The 18,113-nt window shown below is 35.7% G+C and carries 13 protein-coding genes and 2 pseudogenes; 6 read left to right on the forward strand and 9 right to left on the reverse strand.

Features of this window, described 5'->3' with window-relative positions; translation table 11 throughout:
- The first annotated feature begins 11 nt into the window (after positions 1 to 11).
- The 3 genes from ACM26V_RS15395 to rbsB are packed head-to-tail and all read left to right on the forward strand — an operon-like array spanning position 12 to position 3,388.
- A complete protein-coding gene (locus tag ACM26V_RS15395) occupies positions 12 to 1,511 on the forward strand; it encodes a sugar ABC transporter ATP-binding protein (protein ID WP_416147612.1) in 1,500 nt (499 codons plus the stop codon).
- Positions 1,498 to 2,442 (forward strand): ABC transporter permease subunit, encoded by a 945-nt coding sequence (locus ACM26V_RS15400; RefSeq protein ID WP_416147613.1) that lies wholly within the window; start codon positions 1,498 to 1,500, stop codon positions 2,440 to 2,442. The genes ACM26V_RS15395 and ACM26V_RS15400 overlap by 14 nt, the downstream gene beginning before the upstream one ends.
- 13 nt (positions 2,443 to 2,455) lie before the next feature.
- A complete protein-coding gene (gene rbsB / locus ACM26V_RS15405) occupies positions 2,456 to 3,388 on the forward strand; it encodes a ribose ABC transporter substrate-binding protein RbsB (RefSeq protein ID WP_416147614.1) in 933 nt (310 codons plus the stop codon).
- Between the two features lie 317 nt (positions 3,389 to 3,705).
- Here the strand turns inward: rbsB and ACM26V_RS15410 are convergent, their stop codons facing one another.
- Positions 3,706 to 3,834 (reverse strand): hypothetical protein, encoded by a 129-nt coding sequence (locus tag ACM26V_RS15410; protein ID WP_416147616.1) that lies wholly within the window; start codon positions 3,832 to 3,834, stop codon positions 3,706 to 3,708.
- Positions 3,815 to 4,576 carry an MBL fold metallo-hydrolase gene (locus ACM26V_RS15415; RefSeq protein ID WP_416147617.1) on the reverse strand — a complete coding sequence of 254 codons (762 nt, stop codon included), beginning with the start codon at positions 4,574 to 4,576 and terminating at the stop codon, positions 3,815 to 3,817. The genes ACM26V_RS15410 and ACM26V_RS15415 overlap by 20 nt, the downstream gene beginning before the upstream one ends.
- Positions 4,577 to 4,693: 117 nt before the next feature.
- On the opposite strand from ACM26V_RS15415, the pseudogene ACM26V_RS15420 reads away from it, so the two are divergent.
- Positions 4,694 to 5,104 (forward strand): annotated as a pseudogene (locus tag ACM26V_RS15420) (Lrp/AsnC family transcriptional regulator).
- Between the two features lie 458 nt (positions 5,105 to 5,562).
- Positions 5,563 to 5,975, forward strand: a pseudogene (locus tag ACM26V_RS15425) (competence protein ComK).
- A 145-nt stretch (positions 5,976 to 6,120) separates the two neighbouring features.
- On the opposite strand, the gene ACM26V_RS15430 reads toward ACM26V_RS15425, so the two are convergent.
- From ACM26V_RS15430 to ACM26V_RS15450, 5 genes are all read right to left on the reverse strand, one after another.
- A complete protein-coding gene (locus tag ACM26V_RS15430) occupies positions 6,121 to 7,098 on the reverse strand; it encodes a hypothetical protein (RefSeq protein WP_416147618.1) in 978 nt (325 codons plus the stop codon).
- A gap of 1 nt (position 7,099) precedes the next feature.
- Positions 7,100 to 8,332, reverse strand: coding sequence for a glycosyltransferase family 2 protein (locus ACM26V_RS15435; RefSeq protein ID WP_416147619.1), 1,233 nt, complete (start codon positions 8,330 to 8,332; stop codon positions 7,100 to 7,102).
- 3 nt (positions 8,333 to 8,335) lie between these two features.
- Positions 8,336 to 9,106, reverse strand: coding sequence for a hypothetical protein (locus ACM26V_RS15440; protein WP_416147620.1), 771 nt, complete (start codon positions 9,104 to 9,106; stop codon positions 8,336 to 8,338).
- A 332-nt stretch (positions 9,107 to 9,438) separates the two neighbouring features.
- Positions 9,439 to 10,518, reverse strand: a complete 1,080-nt coding sequence (gene wecB / locus ACM26V_RS15445) for a non-hydrolyzing UDP-N-acetylglucosamine 2-epimerase (protein ID WP_416147621.1) — start codon at positions 10,516 to 10,518, stop codon at positions 9,439 to 9,441.
- Positions 10,519 to 10,844: 326 nt separating this feature from the next.
- Positions 10,845 to 11,165, reverse strand: coding sequence for a hypothetical protein (locus ACM26V_RS15450; RefSeq protein WP_416147622.1), 321 nt, complete (start codon positions 11,163 to 11,165; stop codon positions 10,845 to 10,847).
- 402 nt (positions 11,166 to 11,567) lie between these two features.
- Here ACM26V_RS15450 and ACM26V_RS15455 point away from each other — a divergent pair, with 402 nt between their 5' ends.
- A complete protein-coding gene (locus ACM26V_RS15455; protein ID WP_416147623.1) occupies positions 11,568 to 15,233 on the forward strand; it encodes a DEAD/DEAH box helicase in 3,666 nt (1,221 codons plus the stop codon).
- 241 nt (positions 15,234 to 15,474) lie between these two features.
- Here the strand turns inward: ACM26V_RS15455 and ACM26V_RS15460 are convergent, their stop codons facing one another.
- Both ACM26V_RS15460 and ACM26V_RS15465 read right to left on the reverse strand, forming a co-directional pair.
- Positions 15,475 to 17,139, reverse strand: a complete 1,665-nt coding sequence (locus ACM26V_RS15460) for a glycoside hydrolase family 53 protein (RefSeq protein WP_416147624.1) — start codon at positions 17,137 to 17,139, stop codon at positions 15,475 to 15,477.
- Positions 17,140 to 17,648: 509 nt separating this feature from the next.
- Positions 17,649 to 17,993, reverse strand: a complete 345-nt coding sequence (locus tag ACM26V_RS15465) for a hypothetical protein (protein WP_416147625.1) — start codon at positions 17,991 to 17,993, stop codon at positions 17,649 to 17,651.
- Positions 17,994 to 18,113 lie beyond the last annotated feature (120 nt).

An 18,113-nucleotide genomic window follows, 5' to 3' on the forward strand; every position in this document is an offset into this window, starting at 1 on the left:
GGGTGTAGTTCTTGATCGTTCAGATGCAAGGAATTGATAAATCATTTAGCGGAAACCAAGTCTTGAAAAATGTCTCATTCTCCGTTGACAAAGGAGAAATTCACGCGTTGATGGGTGAAAATGGTGCCGGTAAATCAACTTTAATGAAAATTCTTACTGGCATTCACTCAAGAGATAATGGCACGATTGAAGTGAAGGGAAAAACAGTGGAATATAAGCACCCAAAAGAGGCAGAATTTGACGGGATTGCAGTGATTCATCAAGAACTGAATATTTTGCCTGAATTGTCGATAGCGGAAAATCTTTTTTTAGGTAATGAAAAAACGTATGGAAAAACGAACTGGTTAAAAACAAAAGAAATGAATGACGAAACAGAGAACCTTCTCGCTGAGCTTGGGTTGACTATAAAAGCAACGGAAAAAGCGGGAAATCTATCTGTAGGAAAACAACAAATAATTGAAATTGCCAAAGCGCTCAAAACGAAGTCAGATATTATTATTATGGATGAACCAACAGCAGCATTAACAGGAAGAGAAATTGATACTTTGTTTAAAACGATTCGGGATTTACAAAATAAAGGTGTGACGTTCATATATATTTCTCACCGAATGGAAGAGATCTTCTCACTTTGTCAACGAATAACTGTGTTAAGAGACGGAGAATTAGTAGGAACGAAAGTCATTGCAGACACAGGTTTTGACGAGATTGTAAAAATGATGGTTGGTCGTGAGCTTGGTGGAAGGTATCCAAACTATGATTTAAATCCTGGCAACGTGAAGTTGGAAATACAGCATTTTTCAAGAGAAAGAGAATTTGAGGATATTTCTTTTTCTGTTCGCGAAGGTGAGATCTTTGGCATTTCAGGTTTAATGGGTGCAGGACGATCTGAATTGGTTGAAACACTATTCGGCTACCGAAAACTCAGTGGTGGAGAAGTATTGTTGGATGGAAAAAAAGTCGACATTTCAAATCCATACGTCGCGATTCAACATGGGTTAGGATTTATTTCAGAAGATAGAAAAACAAAAGGACTTATTACTGATTTCAGTGTGAAAGATAACTTAACTTTACCTAACTTAGATGGTATTTCAACGTCTAGTTGGATTTCAGCAAAGAAAGAATTGGATTTATATGATCAGCTAGTTGAAAAATTAGGCATTCGAACTTCCGGAGCCAACCAAACGGCCAAATCACTTAGCGGTGGAAATCAGCAAAAGGTTGTCATTGCGAAGTGGTTGTGGATCCGACCGAAAGTATTAATTCTTGATGAACCAACTCGTGGTGTTGATGTGGGTGCAAAAAAAGAAATTTATACGATTATGAATGAGTTGGCTAAGCAAGGCGTAGCGATCATCATGATTTCATCAGAACTCCCAGAAATCATTGGTTTAAGTTCAAGAGTTGGTATTATGAGTGAGGGAAAACTAATGAACACTTTAGATAGAGAAGAATTAAATGAGGAAATAATCATGCACTATGCTACGGGGGGAGATAAACATGTTCGGAAATAAAAAAGTCAAGTCGCTATTAGGATTGTTAGGTCCTTTCATTGGACTATTAGTAATCGTAATAATTATAACGATTTTAAATCCTGGATTTATGTCAGTATCAAATATATTAAATGTCTTAAGACAAGTATCTATTAATGCATTAATCGCATTCGGAATGACGTTTGTCATTTTAACCGGAGGAATTGATTTGTCAGTTGGTTCAATTCTTGCCTTGTCAGGAGCAGTCTCTGCCACGTTGATGGCCTCGGGATTTGATCCAATTCTATCAATGATAATTGGTTTAATTGTAGGGGCACTGCTTGGTGCTTTCAATGGTATTGTGATTGCAAAAGGAAAAGTGGCTCCGTTTATTGCAACCTTAGCAACGATGACCATTTATCGTGGTTTAACACTAATGTTTACGGATGGGCGCCCGGTTACTGGTTTAGGAGACTCTGTGACTTTTGAAATGCTAGGAAAAGGATATTTTTTTGGGGTACCAGTTCCTGCGATGACGATGATGATCAGCTTTTTGGTTCTGTACTTAATATTGAAGAAAACGACGTTTGGTCGGCGTGTATACGCAGTTGGTGGTAACGAAGAAGCATCGATTTTATCTGGTATTAAGGTTGATCGAATCAAAATATACGTTTACTCATTGACTGGATTTTTGTCAGCAATGGCTGGAATTATTTTGACTTCAAGGCTCAATTCAGCCCAACCAACAGCAGGTGCTATGTATGAGTTAGACGCTATTGCTGCAGTTGTGTTAGGTGGAACAAGTTTAACTGGTGGTAGAGGTTGGATCGTCGGCACTTTAATTGGTGCCTTGATCATAGGGGTGCTAAACAATGGCCTCAATTTATTGGGAGTAAGTTCCTTCTTCCAACAAGTCGTGAAGGGTAGTGTCATTCTATTAGCGGTATTGTTAGACCGCAAAAAAAATGCGTAAAGGGGAGTTTTAAATGAAGAAAGCTTTGTTATGGATGATGGTTGTCGTGCTAGGAATCGTATTAATGGCTTGTTCAACTGATGGACCTGGTAGTAATGGTGCAAATGATGAAGACAATACTGGTGGAGATGGTGAGTACACGATTGGGTTTTCAATTTCAACATTAAACAATCCGTTTTTTGTTACATTACAAGAAGGTGCAGAAGAAAAAGCGGAAGAGTTAGGCGTAGAGTTAATCATGGTTGATGCGCAAGATGACAATGCGAAGCAAGTAAGTGACGTAGAAGACTTGATTCAACAAGGCGTTGATTTAATATTAATTAACCCTACAGATTCGGCTTCCGTTATTTCGGCTGTCGAGTTGGCAAACGCAGATGACATTCCCGTTATCACTGTAGATAGAGGTGCTGATGGTGGAGAAATCAAAGCTCATATTGCATCTGATAACGTAGCAGGTGGAGAAATGGCCGGAGAATTTCTAGTAGATCTTGTTGGGGAAGGTGCAGAAGTGGCTGAACTTGAAGGAATACCGGGATCATCAGCAGCCCGCGAGCGCGGAGAAGGATTCAATAATATTGCCGGTGATTCATTGGATGTGGTTACATCTCAATCCGCAAACTTCGATCGCGCCGAAGGGTTAACGGTTATGGAAAATATTCTTCAAAGTAATCCCGATATCAAAGGTGTATTTGCACATAATGACGAAATGGCGTTAGGTGCGTTGGAAGCAATTGAAGCATCTGGAAATGATGATATCGTCATTGTTGGTTTTGATGCAACAGATGATGCTGTTGCGGCAGTTGAAGATGGTCGTTTAGCAGGGACTGTGGCACAACAACCCGTTTTAATTGGTGAAGAAGCGTTGGATGCAGCATTGGCTTTATTGAACGGAGATACGGTGGAAGAGTTTATTCCTGTTAGACTTGAATTAGTTGTTGAGGAATAGTGATAACCGGGGGGACGGTTCCTCCGGTCAGCGCTCGGCATACCTAGTGAGGGATGGCTGAATAACCTTCAAATTCACAAGTCCTTCATTTCGTTGAATCCACTTCGAATTCGAAAGCTTTAACAACGGCGCCAGGTCCTGTAAATAAATTCAAACTGCCATACGTGAAGTGCTACTCTCACGTATGGCAGTTTGATAATTATTACTTTATCTATTCAATATAAATCTTCGCTTTTCCCGACGAAATATAACAGAAATCGAGGCCTACCTCCCATATCCCAAACCATTCCTCACCTTACATTCCCCTTCACATCAGGTTAACCACTGTTAACACCACTCATCACAGCAACATATCCATTAAGCAAAGAACCGAAGTGACAGTTACGTTTCGACCACAAGAACCGTCCCCACGGTTGCCCATCGTTACTAGAATGAGTATGATTCACCGTCATTTGGCACTAAAACATGAGATAACATGCCTTTATCCTCAGAAAAGATTTTTAAATCTTTTCTGGATAATGTCCAGTGGTTGACAGCTTCCATATGGACAGAAATGATTTTTGCGTTCGGTGCCGCCTTATACACATTATAGATATCCTCTTTTCCCATAACTAGAGAACCGCCTTCAAAGAATTGATTATCTCCACCATTTACAACGATAATATCCGGTTCATGTGTATCAATTACTTCTTGAACTGCATCATACCAAACCGTATCTCCAGCAACATACAATGTTTTTTCCGATGAGTGTTTGAAGACTACGCCGCATACCAGACCAGTAAATTTTAAGATTTTGCCTCTTCCGTGCTCGCCTTTTGTTTTCGTTAATTGGATACCTTCGAAGACTGTATCCTCTTGTAAAACATCTACATTTTGGAAACCAGCGTTACGAATTTCTGTCGCATCTTCTTCATTTTGAGAGAATACTTTAATTCCTTTTGGCAATGCTTCCTTGGCAGCATCATCCCAGTGGTCAAGATGCAGGTGAGTGACAATGACCGCATCAATATCTTGGATAATATTATCAATAGAGGTTGGCAAACTCACCAAAGGATTGTTCTGATCTTGTCTTACTGAATTTGGATAAGGTGGATAAGTCCCCTTCACTGCTAAAAATGGATCTACTAAAAACTTTTTCCCTGCAAATTGAACAACTAGTGTAGCATTTCGAATGAGTTGTATATTCATGATTATTATCTCCTTTTCATTAAATTACATATAGTTTATACTATGATCAATTAACACTTACATAGGTTAAATAAAGTCTTTTGCCCATTTGACTTTATAAATGAAAGGGGTTTATAAATGTTAGATCAAACAGATATGCTTATTTTAGATGAACTATCACAGAATAGTAGGATCACGATGAAAAAATTAGGTGAGAAAGTCCATCTGACTGGACCAGCTGCCTCAGCTAGAGTGGTGAAATTAGAGGAACTTGGCATTATCGAGGGGTACACCATTAAAGTAAATCAAGTTAAATTAGGATATGTTATACATGCTTTGATTAGTATCTGGACAAAAAGTCCACATCATCAACCTTATCTTTCATTCATAAAAACAAAAGAACAATATGTCATAAACAACTACAAAATTAGTGGAGATAGTTGTTACCTTCTTGAATGTAAATTTCCATCTAATGAATAGTTAGATCATTTTTTGATAGATTTAAACAACCATGTTCAATATAAATTGTCGATAATCATTAATAAATAGTACATGATAGTGGATATTTGTAAATTAATACACTTAAATTAATACACTTAAAGTCACCATAATGTAAAGAAGACCTATAGTTCAAAGAATTAATTTTCTACACGGTACATAATAATATTCGATATCAAAGCCTAGTTCCTTACATATAAATGGGATTAGGCTTTTTCGCTTAAAATCGTTGACGTTCTTTTATTGGTTAAAATGGTGACATCAAGTATTAAATTTCATCGCAAGTGTTGGTAAAAATATGTTTCCTAATATTAAAGAAACAAGCGGAACAAAGAAGTAACGAATAGAGATCGCTCCGTCGCTCCCCAAGCAACACCATACCTCAAACTAGTTATAAAATCCGACCATTTAATAACGAATTTAACGACAGTTATTTATAGCACCAATTATGAGTTATTGAGCATAAAACTTAGACACTAGTCTTATCCATACTGTTTAACAAACGTACGATGGCTTTAATTCCTGCCGCTCATATAGACTACAGAACAATTGTCATTGAGGAAAACCCGGTCTATTATATCAATCAAACACCACTAGAACTTATTAAACTAGCTTGTCTCAACGGTGGTTTCTCTTACGATGGCAGACGTATTGCAGCTATGCACCACCTTGCTATCTACAAAAAAGTCCCCGCGGCACTCAATATCTATACCTTTCCAACATGCTCACCAAGCCTGTTTCACTGTCACTCGTTATTCTACAATATATCCATACGATTTGCGCCGTCCCCAAAGTTTCCAATCAATGCTTAATTACCTTTAAAAATGGTAAACAAGTAACCATCGACGTGTCAGCGAAAGGCATTACAAGACAACTGTATCAAACCACTCACATCATCCAGCGCTCTTCTCAACAAGACTAATGTATCGACGGGGGGATCTAGCACATTCGCCTCACCACGCCTTTTATCACGTTCAAGTCGTTTTTATTTGGCAAAACTAAATATTGATTACTCTAAAAAATGCGGGGACAAGGGATCTGTAATCTGTACCCCTTGTCCCTCTCTCTTAAGGAGCTATCCATATCAGATCAAAAAAATGAACATCAGAATAGTCCTCGTCTTTTTGATAGACTATCTCTATGCCTCGATTTTTCCATTCACCGGCTATTTCATCTTCTCCTCGTATTTGTGCAAGTTTAGAAGCTATCCCGTATACAGATCCTGACTCAATCATATTACCTTCTAGACCCTCACGGTCAAATCGCCCCGAAATGATCCCTTCTTGATTCCATTGATTAATAAGAAATGTCCAAAACTTATCAATAGATTCCCCCTCCTTTTCGAGTTCAATTGCTATAAGCAGCTGGTCAACCATGTGAACTACTGATGCTTCTTCAAATTTTTTACTATCAAACTTGTACTGTTCTGGAAAAAAAGTAGTTTCCCTCTCGGTAGCTAGCTGAAAAACAGTGTCCATCGAAGGCAAGTTGAATTCTGGATTGTCCGATGAACCATAGCTTAATACGACTCGATCACTTGCAGCATCTTGTTTCCAATCATAAAAATCAGAAATCATTCCATTCTGTATCTGATATTTTTTAATAGATTCCACAAGTTTCAAAGCAATTGCGTTTTCTGACCCTAAAACATCGATTATACGAATATCATCAATCCAAGCATTAGCAGTTGCCTCTTCGTCATTGTTAATTTCCCATGACAGAAAATAATCATTGTTTTTCTCTACCAAGAAATATGAACTCAAATTGCTAATCTGAACTTTTAATAATTCTTCAAAATGATTATCTTGTAACCACTTCATATATAATCCACTTGATTCAGATAAATAATGGTCATTACTATCTATTCCATATGAACGGATAAGTCCATCTTCTGTAAGGTAATGCGTCTTAACTATTTGATTAAAATCATCTGCTGTCCAACTTAGTGAATCATCACGGCCCCAAAAGATAAAAAATAGTATAACCGTTCCCCCTATTATCCCACCAACTAAAGACAGCATTATTTTTTTATTTTTTACTGCCATACTATATCGCTCTTTTTTTGAAGCGTTTTGTTTTATCCCAGCCTATAACTTCATTTTTAATAAATCGTTTCCAAACGTAAATTCCAGTACTTCGGGCAAGTAAAATGGCGAAAAGTTGAGCATAAGTAAAGTACATTATTATTGCAACAAGCACATTCATGGTAGAAACATCCCGATCTAGCACAATTGCTCCTATTATCTGAGAAGTGTAAACGATATAACTCATAAACCACAGCATTAATATCGGGGCAACGTAAGTTGGTTCAAAAAAATTAAAAAGGCTTCCAACAAAAAATAAATGTGAAAAAAGTAGCAGCAGCGCAAAAAATAAGTAAACGGTGATATGTTGTATAGAATGGAAGAATGCTCGTTTACGCCAGAATTGTTTTGAAATGAATACTTTTTCAAGCAAATAGATATTCCCAATAAGCCAGCGTGTTCTCTGCTTAACAAACGTTTTTAGGGTTTCAGGTTCTTGTTCCCAAGTCTTAGATAATGGGACTATTGGAAGGGTGTAACCTTCTGCTGTCAATCGAATTGTTAATTCCGCATCTTCCGCCAAGGCATGTACATCATACCCTCCTAATTCATCAACAACTTCTTTTCTCAGTAACATGTTAGTTCCAGCCAATGACCCTAACTTCATCCACTGCCAACGGCCACACTGCATAAGAAGTTGAAACACCTGAAACTCTAGTGCAATCATACGAGTCAGTAAATTCTTTTTTGCGTTTTGAGTTTTTACATATCCTACAGCACCGGCTGCATTATCTGTTGTTTCAGCTTTTTCGACGAGAAGCTTTACAGCCTCGGCTTCAGGCTGATTATCGGCGTCATATACAAGGAAATATTTAGATTTAATAAAAGAAAGCCCATAATTCAGAACTCGTGATTTCCCTTTCGGTTCCCCACTAGGGACAGAAATGTAATGGAAACGACTAAAGGATTTTTGAAAAGCTTTACCAATAACGGGCGTATCATCGGAAGAATTATCGTCAAGCAAAAAAATATCGAGTTGTCCCGGATATTTAATCCGGCTCATTGCAGTTAGTGTATTCTCCATTACAACTCCCTCATTATGTGCAGGAATTAGAATTGAAATGGAAGGATAATGATTAATAACCGGTCTTTCATGTTTTTTCACACGAAAGTAAACTCCCATAAGTGTGAGCATCGAATAGAACGCAAGCAGGAGCCAAAAAAACAGCATAATAAGTATTAAAATTATATTCATTTGTTATGCCCCCTTTTTTTGAAGACAACGGTCAAGTGCAGCCTCTAAATTTCCGATCACAATTTTTTCAATGGTGAAAGGAAGGTCAATATAATTGATTGTTGTCTTAAGCTTATCCTGAATACGATGTAATACAACTTCACTACCTGCTTCACTAGTATTTTGAAGAAGAATAATCACTTCCCCCTCTGAGGGTGATGTGATTAAATCATATTCAGATCGGATTGATTCCAGCCCGTATGTGATTAATTCTATGCATAGAGGTTTTTTTGCAGATTTAGGCACGTGCTCCATCATTTTAAAATAAAGTAGCTGTCCTGTTTCATTTCTTCTTCGCATCCCCGTCTCGATAATTAAACCTCGATCTATAAATTCGGGAAATGAAAGTGCTTTAGTCTGATCATCAAACTTCACTAAAAGTCGAACCTTCTCCTTTAACATCTTATTCTCTTCAAAAAGCGTTTTAGAGTCGTGAAGAATTAACCAAAGAGATAGCAGCGTTGCTGTTAATAATAAGTGCGCGAGCATCAATATATATTGCTGTTGGTCAAATATCTGGTCTGCCATAGCATAGGCTGTAAGGGCGAACCCATAGATTAATGATATTCCTAAAAGGATCAGGAAATTAACGCCTGTTCTGAAAAAAAGCATAGCTGTTAGAGCAAGCAACATAATTCCAACATGAAGCAGCATAAAATTTTCTGGTAGTAATAATTGAAGAATAAGAGAAATACTCCAAAAACCCAAAGAGATATACAATCGGTATTTACTCATGATAATCACCCTTTTTAATTTATTCACTATAGTGAAAATTAATATAAAAAATTTTAAAAATACCATTAGTTCCGTAATACATCCTATTTTATATATATGATCCTCCTAAATCTAATTATTTAAAATTAATCCTTAAACCACGAGTATGTGAATCTAAAAAAAATTTAAATTTCTAACTCAGCTATTATTCACTATTATGAACTAGAAAAATTAAAATGAGATTAAAATCAAACATATTAAAAAATATGTTTAATCTCCGCTAGTGATCAGTCATCAGCAGATTAAAGGCTTTTCTGTTGTTTATCACTGAAATAACTTGTGCATTGAAAAATCTATCCCTCTAAAATATCCGATATCCTCTTACTAGCTAAACCATCACCGTAGGGGTTACTTGCTTGACTCATTTTTTCATACTCTTCTTTATCTTCAAGTAGTATTTTAAATGACTTATAAATGTTCTCTTCATCTGTTCCAACTAATTTTAATGTTCCAGCTGCTATACCCTCAGGGCGTTCTGTCGTATCACGCATAACAAGCACTGGCTTTCCTAAGCTTGGAGCTTCCTCTTGAATACCACCACTATCAGTCAGTATTAAAAAGGATCTTGACAAGAAATTATGAAAATCTAAAACTTCCAATGGCTCTATAATTTTCACCCTATTACAATTACCTAGAATATCATTTGCTACTTCTCTAACAACCGGGTTCATGTGTATCGGATATACTACTTTAACATCTGGGTATTCATCGACTATTCTTTTAATAGCTCTAAACATATTTTTCATCGGCTCACCTAGATTTTCTCTTCTGTGGGCAGTTACCATAATAAGCCTACTACCTGATGCCCAATCGATCTGGTGATGAGAATACTCCTCCATAACCGTAGTGGTAAGTGCATCTATGGCAGTATTACCTGTCACATATATAGAAGATGGATCCTTCCCCTCTTTTAAGAGATTTTGTTTGGACATCTCTGTTGGAGCGAAGTTATACTTCGAAACAATCCCCACTGCTTGACGATTGAACTCTTCTGGATAAGGAGAATAGATATTATAAGTTCTTAATCCAGCCTCAACATGACCAACTGGAATCTGTAAGTAAAAGCAAGCCAATGATGTGACAAATGAAGTCGATGTATCGCCATGCACTAACACCACATCCGGTTTAACTTCTTCCAGCGTGGATTTCATTTTTTCTAAGATATTTATTGTTACATCGAATAACGTCTGTTTTTCTTTCATGATTGATAAATTATAATCTGGAAAAACATCAAATGCACTCAGAACTTGATCTAGCATTTCTTTGTGTTGACCTGTAACACAAACAACTGCATCTAATTTATCTCTTGTTTTCAATTCCTTTACTAAAGGACACATCTTTATTGCTTCGGGCCTTGTTCCAAAAACTACCATGATTTTTTTCTTAATTTTAAACGCCTCCCTTAATTTAAAATCATTGCACTAGCTATATCTACAACTAATTTTGGTGAATCAAATAAAATTAATATATTAAACTCTTTGAAAATTTGTTGATAAATTAAGCACCTTATCCTTACTTATTTAGCATTTCATATTTTATAACACAGTCATTGTGTCTATAATACTACATTTTTTGTATATATAGTAATAATTATCAATTCCATACTAAAATAATAGAGATTTAGTCGGATTTCTACACATGTAACAAAGACATTCACTCTCTCTTTTGAACTTTCAGATGATACATTAGAGAAAATTGGTTACCATCCTTCTGCATTTTCCAATGAAACGAGTATTAGAACAGAAAAAATACCATAGGTTAACATAATAATAGGCAAGAACTTTCGTTGTTGTCCGATGGTCATTCCCAATATGTAGGCCTTGTAACTGTTCCACCGGTAATTCTCAGGATGACGGACAATGCTTGCTTCGACAGGATTCAAGTGATATAGCGACTTACTTTTACAAAATAAGCACCGGTATCCCATTACTTTGGCACCATAACGACCTTGAAGTAAATGGCTGATATAATGATGTTCTTTATTAAAGCCTATCGCATATCGGGAATGGAGTTCTTTCATAATATCTTAAATGTAATCGTTTTTCGTTTGAATGCGGAGGTGAATATGATTGGTCATGAAACAATAGGAGTGTAAGAGAAAAAGAATCATTCGAAGGGAATCTTCGGGAACTTGTTAAATACATCAGGTAATCTTACTTACCTTCAAACAAGACAGTTCTTCAAATACTGCCAACGCATCGGGGAGGGGGACAAACCGTAGTTTCCCTTTACCTTGGAGGACTTACTCGACATGCATCACCCCCACTTTATGTTGCAAAATTATGGTATAGTTTTAATAATGTTACACTTCTACATAGTCAGTGAAGTCCTGATTGAACGTATCCTTTACCTCATAAAAAATAAAATAGATCACTATATAGTTGTAGATGCGCAATTTGAAAATGAAAGAAGGGAATCCTCGATGAGTAAAGCAAAACTAAATGATAAGGTTAATATAGCTAAAAAGATATTAGATTTTTGGTATATTGTTGATTTTCTAGACCAAGAATCCTTCCCAATAAGTTCTAAAGAGAACACTAAAAATATTCAGCAAGAAAAAAATTTACATGGTAGGGAAAATTCCGAAGTTCATAAAATACAAAGTAAAATTACTCCTTTGCATGATTATCCAGGTCGTTATGAAATATCAGAGATAATAGATGGAGATAATACCGACTTTAAACGACATACATTTCTTAGTAATAATTTTCACTTATGCATTGGACGGCTAAGAAGAGAAATATTTATTAAGGAACTATACCGAATTTTAAAGTTAGCAGATGATAGACCAGAACTAGATAATGGCAACATCTGCCTTTATAGCTTAAAAGTAGATAAGAACGGTGTTTATCAGGAGAATAGCTTTAGACTTTCCCCTTTAGTTTGGGGAATTTACCAGTGCCATATAGCAAATGGCAACTTAGAATCGCAGTTATCTTATGATAATTATCAGAGGGAAATAAAATTAATTGAAGAAAAAATTAATAAAACAGATCTATTAAAGACAACAGATATACTAACATTATATCAAAAAATCTGCGATAAATATCTCAAACCAATGTTAACACAAGAATTTGATAGTAAACCAGAAGGCAAATTTATATATACTCGGTACTCCAATGAAAAAACGTTTTTGCGGGAAGATAGCAAATTACATGATGTAAGTGAGCTTGTAAAGAGCTTTTATTCTAGCGATTTAAAAATTGTAAGAGACTCTTTAGACAATTTTAAATCTACTCCTATGCTTTTAGATATAATTGACTATATTGTTAGTACCTATTACCAGAATACTGATAAAGGTAAGAATAATACTGTCGAAGACCGGATAAATATTCGGGAAAGTAAAGGAGATATTGAAAAGTGGTTATATGCTGATCTAGCTCCAAATGGGAAGTGGCCATCAAAATTTAGTCCCGCTCTTATGCAACAAATCGCCATAAATATAGGAATTTCTGATTCAGAGAAAACTAGAAACATTTTTTCTGTAAATGGTCCACCGGGCACAGGAAAAACAACACTTCTAAAAGAAGTTATTGTTTCAAACATTGTTGATAGAGCCAATATTCTATGTTCTTACGCTAAGTCTGATGATGCTTTTGAAAAACGTCATTTTAATGATGGAGAAGAAATAAATAATAGTTATGATAAATATTGCAATAAATTTTATGCATTAAAGGATGAGCGAATATCTCAATATAGTATCCTTGTAGCATCTAATAACAATGCAGCTGTTGAAAATATTACAAAGGAACTTCCAGATATGGATGGAATCCTTTCAAGTCTTACTTCACATGATAAAGATAGCCAAGAAACTAAGGACGGCTTGTCTTCAGTTAGTTCCTTATTTGATGTTTCTAAAACTAAGAATATGGAAACGTATTCTGAATTCCCAAACAATAATACGAGAAGTAAACCGCAATATATAGAAAAAAATGATGTCTATTTCTCTCACCTAGCTAACAAATTATTCACAGAAGATGATAATGCGGTAGAAGAGAAATATTGGGGTATTATTTCTGCTCCGATGGGTAAATCAAGTAATATCCGTAACTATAGCTATAAAGTTTTACACAGTTTAATTGATAGTTTTTATGCAAACAATCAGATGATAAAGGACCGACATCAAAAATTTGAAGATGCAAAAAAAGAATTCAAAGAACAATTAGCATTAGTAAATGAAATGAAAGAGAATTTAAACAAAGTTAGTCGCTTATCGGAAGAACAAAGTAGAACAGAAGCAACTTATAGAAGTGAAATTAGTTCATCAAATATTTTAATTAAAGGCTTAAAAGATAATTTATTTCATCAGGAAAAAGATCTTCAGGTACTTGAAGCGAAAATTGCTAGTAAGGATGAGGAAATTTCAAAACAATATAATATTCGTGAATCCATGCAACTAAAGCTAAAAAAAGAAAGTCAACACCTTCAGATTTTAAAAGAACAATTAAACTTTATTAGTGAAAAATTATCAAAACATGAGGATGAACGAAAAATCTATGAGTTATTATTCAGTAGATGGATTAATACTGAGCGATTAACACAAATAAAAGATTGGAAACAGAAAAAACAAGTAAATATTTCAGATACGACTAATATAGAGAATACAATAAATAAATTGAACATTGAATTTGACCAATCACAAAGATTAAAACAACAATTAATATCTGACAAAAGTGAAATAGAAAAAATAATAAAACGGACGCAGGAGTCCATAGATAAATTAGAGATTAATATTAAGAATGAAAAATTAAAAATAGAGGACACAGAAAGAGTGATCGAATCTGATAGAAAGGAAGTTCAAGCGAAGTTATCAGAACGTGGAAAGGATATGACTATTATTAATGATAACTTTTGGAATGATTTCACTTCCAAAGACATCAAGATTAATACGAGTGCACAAACATCCAATCCATGGCTGACTGACGAATATAACCGAGCAAGAGAAACGTTATTTTATCTTGGCTTGCAGGTCCATAAAGAATTCATTCTATCCTCGATTTCATGTAGAGATAATTTTAAAAACCTGCTTATGATGTGGAAATATAAAGAAAACGATAAAAAAGAATTATGTAACTACTCGAAGCAAGATAAAGAAACAGCGTTCCCACATTTACTCAATACGTTATTCCTATTGACCCCTGTAATGTCCACTACCTTTGCATCTGTAGGGCGTTTCTTAGGAGATATCAAGGAACAAGGAAGTTTAGGACTTCTAATTATAGATGAGGCTGGACAAGCTGCTCCACATATTTCAATTGGGGCATTATGGCGAAGTAAAAAAGCTATTATTGTCGGTGATCCTAAACAGGTAGAGCCTGTGGTTACAGCTGATGCAGATGCTATCAAGAAGGCATTCTCTGACAAAACTTTATTACCATATTTGGATAAAACAATATCAGTACAGGAATTTGCTGATAAGATCAATAGATTTGGTTCCTATATAAAGGATTCAATGAATGAAGACTTGCCACCTACTTGGGTTGGTTGTCCACTTATCGTTCATCGTAGATGTATTAATCCTATGTTTGATATTTCTAATGCACTTTCTTATGACCACACAATGAAAATACAAACCGCAAAAGCAAAAGAGGAAGATGAAATGAAGTTTGTGCTTGGTGAATCATGCTGGTTAAATATCTCCGGTAAAGAAAATGGTCAAAAAGATCATTTTGTTTATAAGCAAGGCCAAGAGGCAGTTCAAATCATAATTAAAAGTTTTGAGTCATATAGCGGCCTCCCAGATCTGTATGTTATTTCACCATTCACTACTGTTATAAACGGCGTAAGAAACTTAGTGAAACAATCTAAAGAACTCAAACCCTATAAAAATGAACTTGATACCTGGTTGGAAACAAATTGTGGTACTGTTCATAAATTTCAAGGGAAAGAGGCAAAAGAAGTAATATTTATCCTTGGTTGTGATGAGAATGCAAGTGGCGCTGTAAGATGGGTCAAGCCTAATATTATTAATGTAGCTGCAACACGTGCTAAATATCGGTTATACGTTATAGGAGACTATAATGTTTGGAAGCAGTCAAAGATATTTCAGATTACTAATAGATTAATTAATAATTCTGCAGGTCTTTAAGTTTATACTTTAAGATGCATTACACCTATAGATTTTTACTGCAACAAATATTACAAATTTAGAGAGGAGGCATAAATTACTTTGACTCCTCTCTAAAAATTTTCTTTGTTACTTCGGATAGTTATAGGCACCAGGAATTACTTAACATACTCCAAAATTTTGAAAGTGGAGATTTCTGTCAAACGTTCGTTTAAAGACTTCTTGTGAGTAAGATGCTGGCTTGACGATTATAAAGTTATTACTAATCATTCCGAATAAAACTGACCCCATCAAAATTCATCCACGTTCCTTCATTAGCATAGGAGATCACACCGATCTCGCATTGTCCATTTATCACCTCAATATTCTCAATCGATACCTTCGTCCATATTTCAGGACTTACTGGAAGGTCAATCTGCAACTCTGACCCCCCATAATTTTTAGCATACATATAGACACTATCCTGTCCTCCACTATTCAGTATCCAAGCTGAAAACGAGTATAGTCCATCTTCAAGTCCTGTTAGTACTTGATAAGTCGAAACGGTATATGCTGTGTCCTTCCAATGAGTTAATTTATAGTCCCCAACTACGCCTGGTCTTTCAGTAAAAATCGCATGATAATCGTTTGAATTAGCAGACCAAACGCCCCATCCTGAAGGTTCATTTGTCCAATCATCCATTTCAAAACTTGGATTATAGACTAAGTTTTCACGCATCCCCTCACCAAATACTGAAAGGGTTTCTAGCACATTGCCATCAAAATCAAACAGGGTTTGGTTGTCCCAAGGGTTCGATAAAAGACCAGTATCGTTATTATAAGTTGCACCTGCTTCACTCCCCCAGTTTGCACCTTCAACCGGAAGCCAAGCTGGCTCCCACCAAATGACACCTCTTCCTCGTTGTTCGGGCACTTCTGCTACGATTGCTTTTAAATCTCGTAAGAAGTTCATTTGTCCCTGAACCGATGCTCCATACCCTCCTATTGCTTCCTCTTCCGTATAAAATGAATTTCCTAAGCCATCTCCATCCTCTAACGTAAATCCGTAAGATGTTTCTACAACCATGACGTCTTTATCATATCTTCTGCTTATATCATTTAAATTATATTTTAATTCTCCCATAGCCCCGTGCCAAAATGGATAATAAGACAAACCAATGATGTCGAATTCAACGCCCTGCTCCGTAATCTCATCAAACCACCATCGATATAATTGGTTATCCCCTCCATGATCCAAGTGGAGCACAATTTCAACATTCTCACTGTTTCTTATCCCATCGTGAATACCATTTATCCCTGCCATAAGAAGTTCAGCAAGTTGCGTGAAATCTCCGTAACCATCTCCAACACGCCCATGATTCCATAGCATTCCAGAAGTGATCTCATTCCCTATTTGCACCATATCCGGAATAAGACCTTCTCCCTCAAGTTGGATCATCGTGTTCTTTGTATAATCATATACAGTTTGAACGAGTACCTCATAAGAAAGTTCCTCCCATGCTTTTGGCTTATTTTGTTTACCAGGGTCTGCCCAAAAATCACTGTAATGAAAATTCAACATAAAACCCATACCTTCCGTTTTGGCTCTTCTTGCAAGTGCAATCGTCTCCTCTAAATCATTTGTACCTCCTCCATAATCATTCCCTTCTGAATCATACGGATCGACCCACAATCGAAGACGTACCAAATCCATGCCTCCATTGCTCATGATTTCTAGCGCATCTTTTTGAACACCATTCTCGAAGAATTCCGCACCTCTTTCTTCAACTTCTTGAAGCATAGAAACGTCTCCACCCATTATTAATGATGAATTTAACCCCTTTTCTTGAACGCCAGCAGAGAATGCTTGTGAAGGAAAAAATAACTCGAATAATAAACATACTAGGAGAATAACATTGACAACAAACCGGCTAATGAACCATTTCATTTGTTACATGCCTCTTTTCGTAGTATATTATGACCACACTTCATAAATTTCACAATCCTCCTTTCTTCATGCATGAAGTGTAAGATTCATTTCAATAATTTAAAAATAGCTTTGTCTGTTCAAAGCTACTTTTCTGCCTGTAGAAAAAACAAGAGTAATGAAACACCAAACGATTATGTATTTAAATAGCTTTCCAAAATAAAAACACGCATCCATTTTAAGATTAATTTAACATGTAACCCATAAAATAACGGATAAATCTATGACTATTTTATGAATTAAAAACCTAAAACAAGGCATACGGGAAGCATCACTCCGTTCCCCACCTGCCTCGCTGCATTTAATCACGATCCGCCACTGTAAGAACCTAGAAAGTAACAGGCACTTCAAAATAATTAATTGACGAATTAGTAATAAACGATTATAATAAACGCATAATAATTATTGAAGAACAATAACCTCTTGGAATTCATATTTTAAAATATGAACACTCCACGGGGTTATTTTTATTATTTATACTTAAATAAGTCATATAACGATACTAGCCTTCTATAACTACTCTGTTGATTACCATCAAATTGACCATAATGTTCAAATTCCTTTTGCAAAAATCCTCTAATTTCCTCCAAGGGTAATAATTCAAAGTTTTTTATAATCCACAAATAGGTCCTATATGAATTCCCTTTATTAATTGACGGCATTTCAGTCATATTATTTCCATCTGGCATATTTTTAAGAGATCTAATGATGCCTGCATTTAGATAGTCACTTTTCTTAGAGTGTGTGGCAACATAGTTAGCAACATTTGGACTTTCTTCAATTTCTTCCTGAGAAAGAATTACTGTTTCATGCAAAATCGTATCAAGGTGAGATAACTACTTTCCCAATAACGGTTATTAGTACAGATAATTACTTAGACGTATATCAAAAGCTAAATGAATTAACTCCAGCGATGAATTTAAATACAGTCAAGC

Origin of the sequence: Salipaludibacillus sp. HK11, from assembly GCF_047795645.1 — a bacterium.
In the GTDB taxonomy this organism is placed as follows: Bacteria; Bacillota; Bacilli; order Bacillales; family Salisediminibacteriaceae; genus Salipaludibacillus.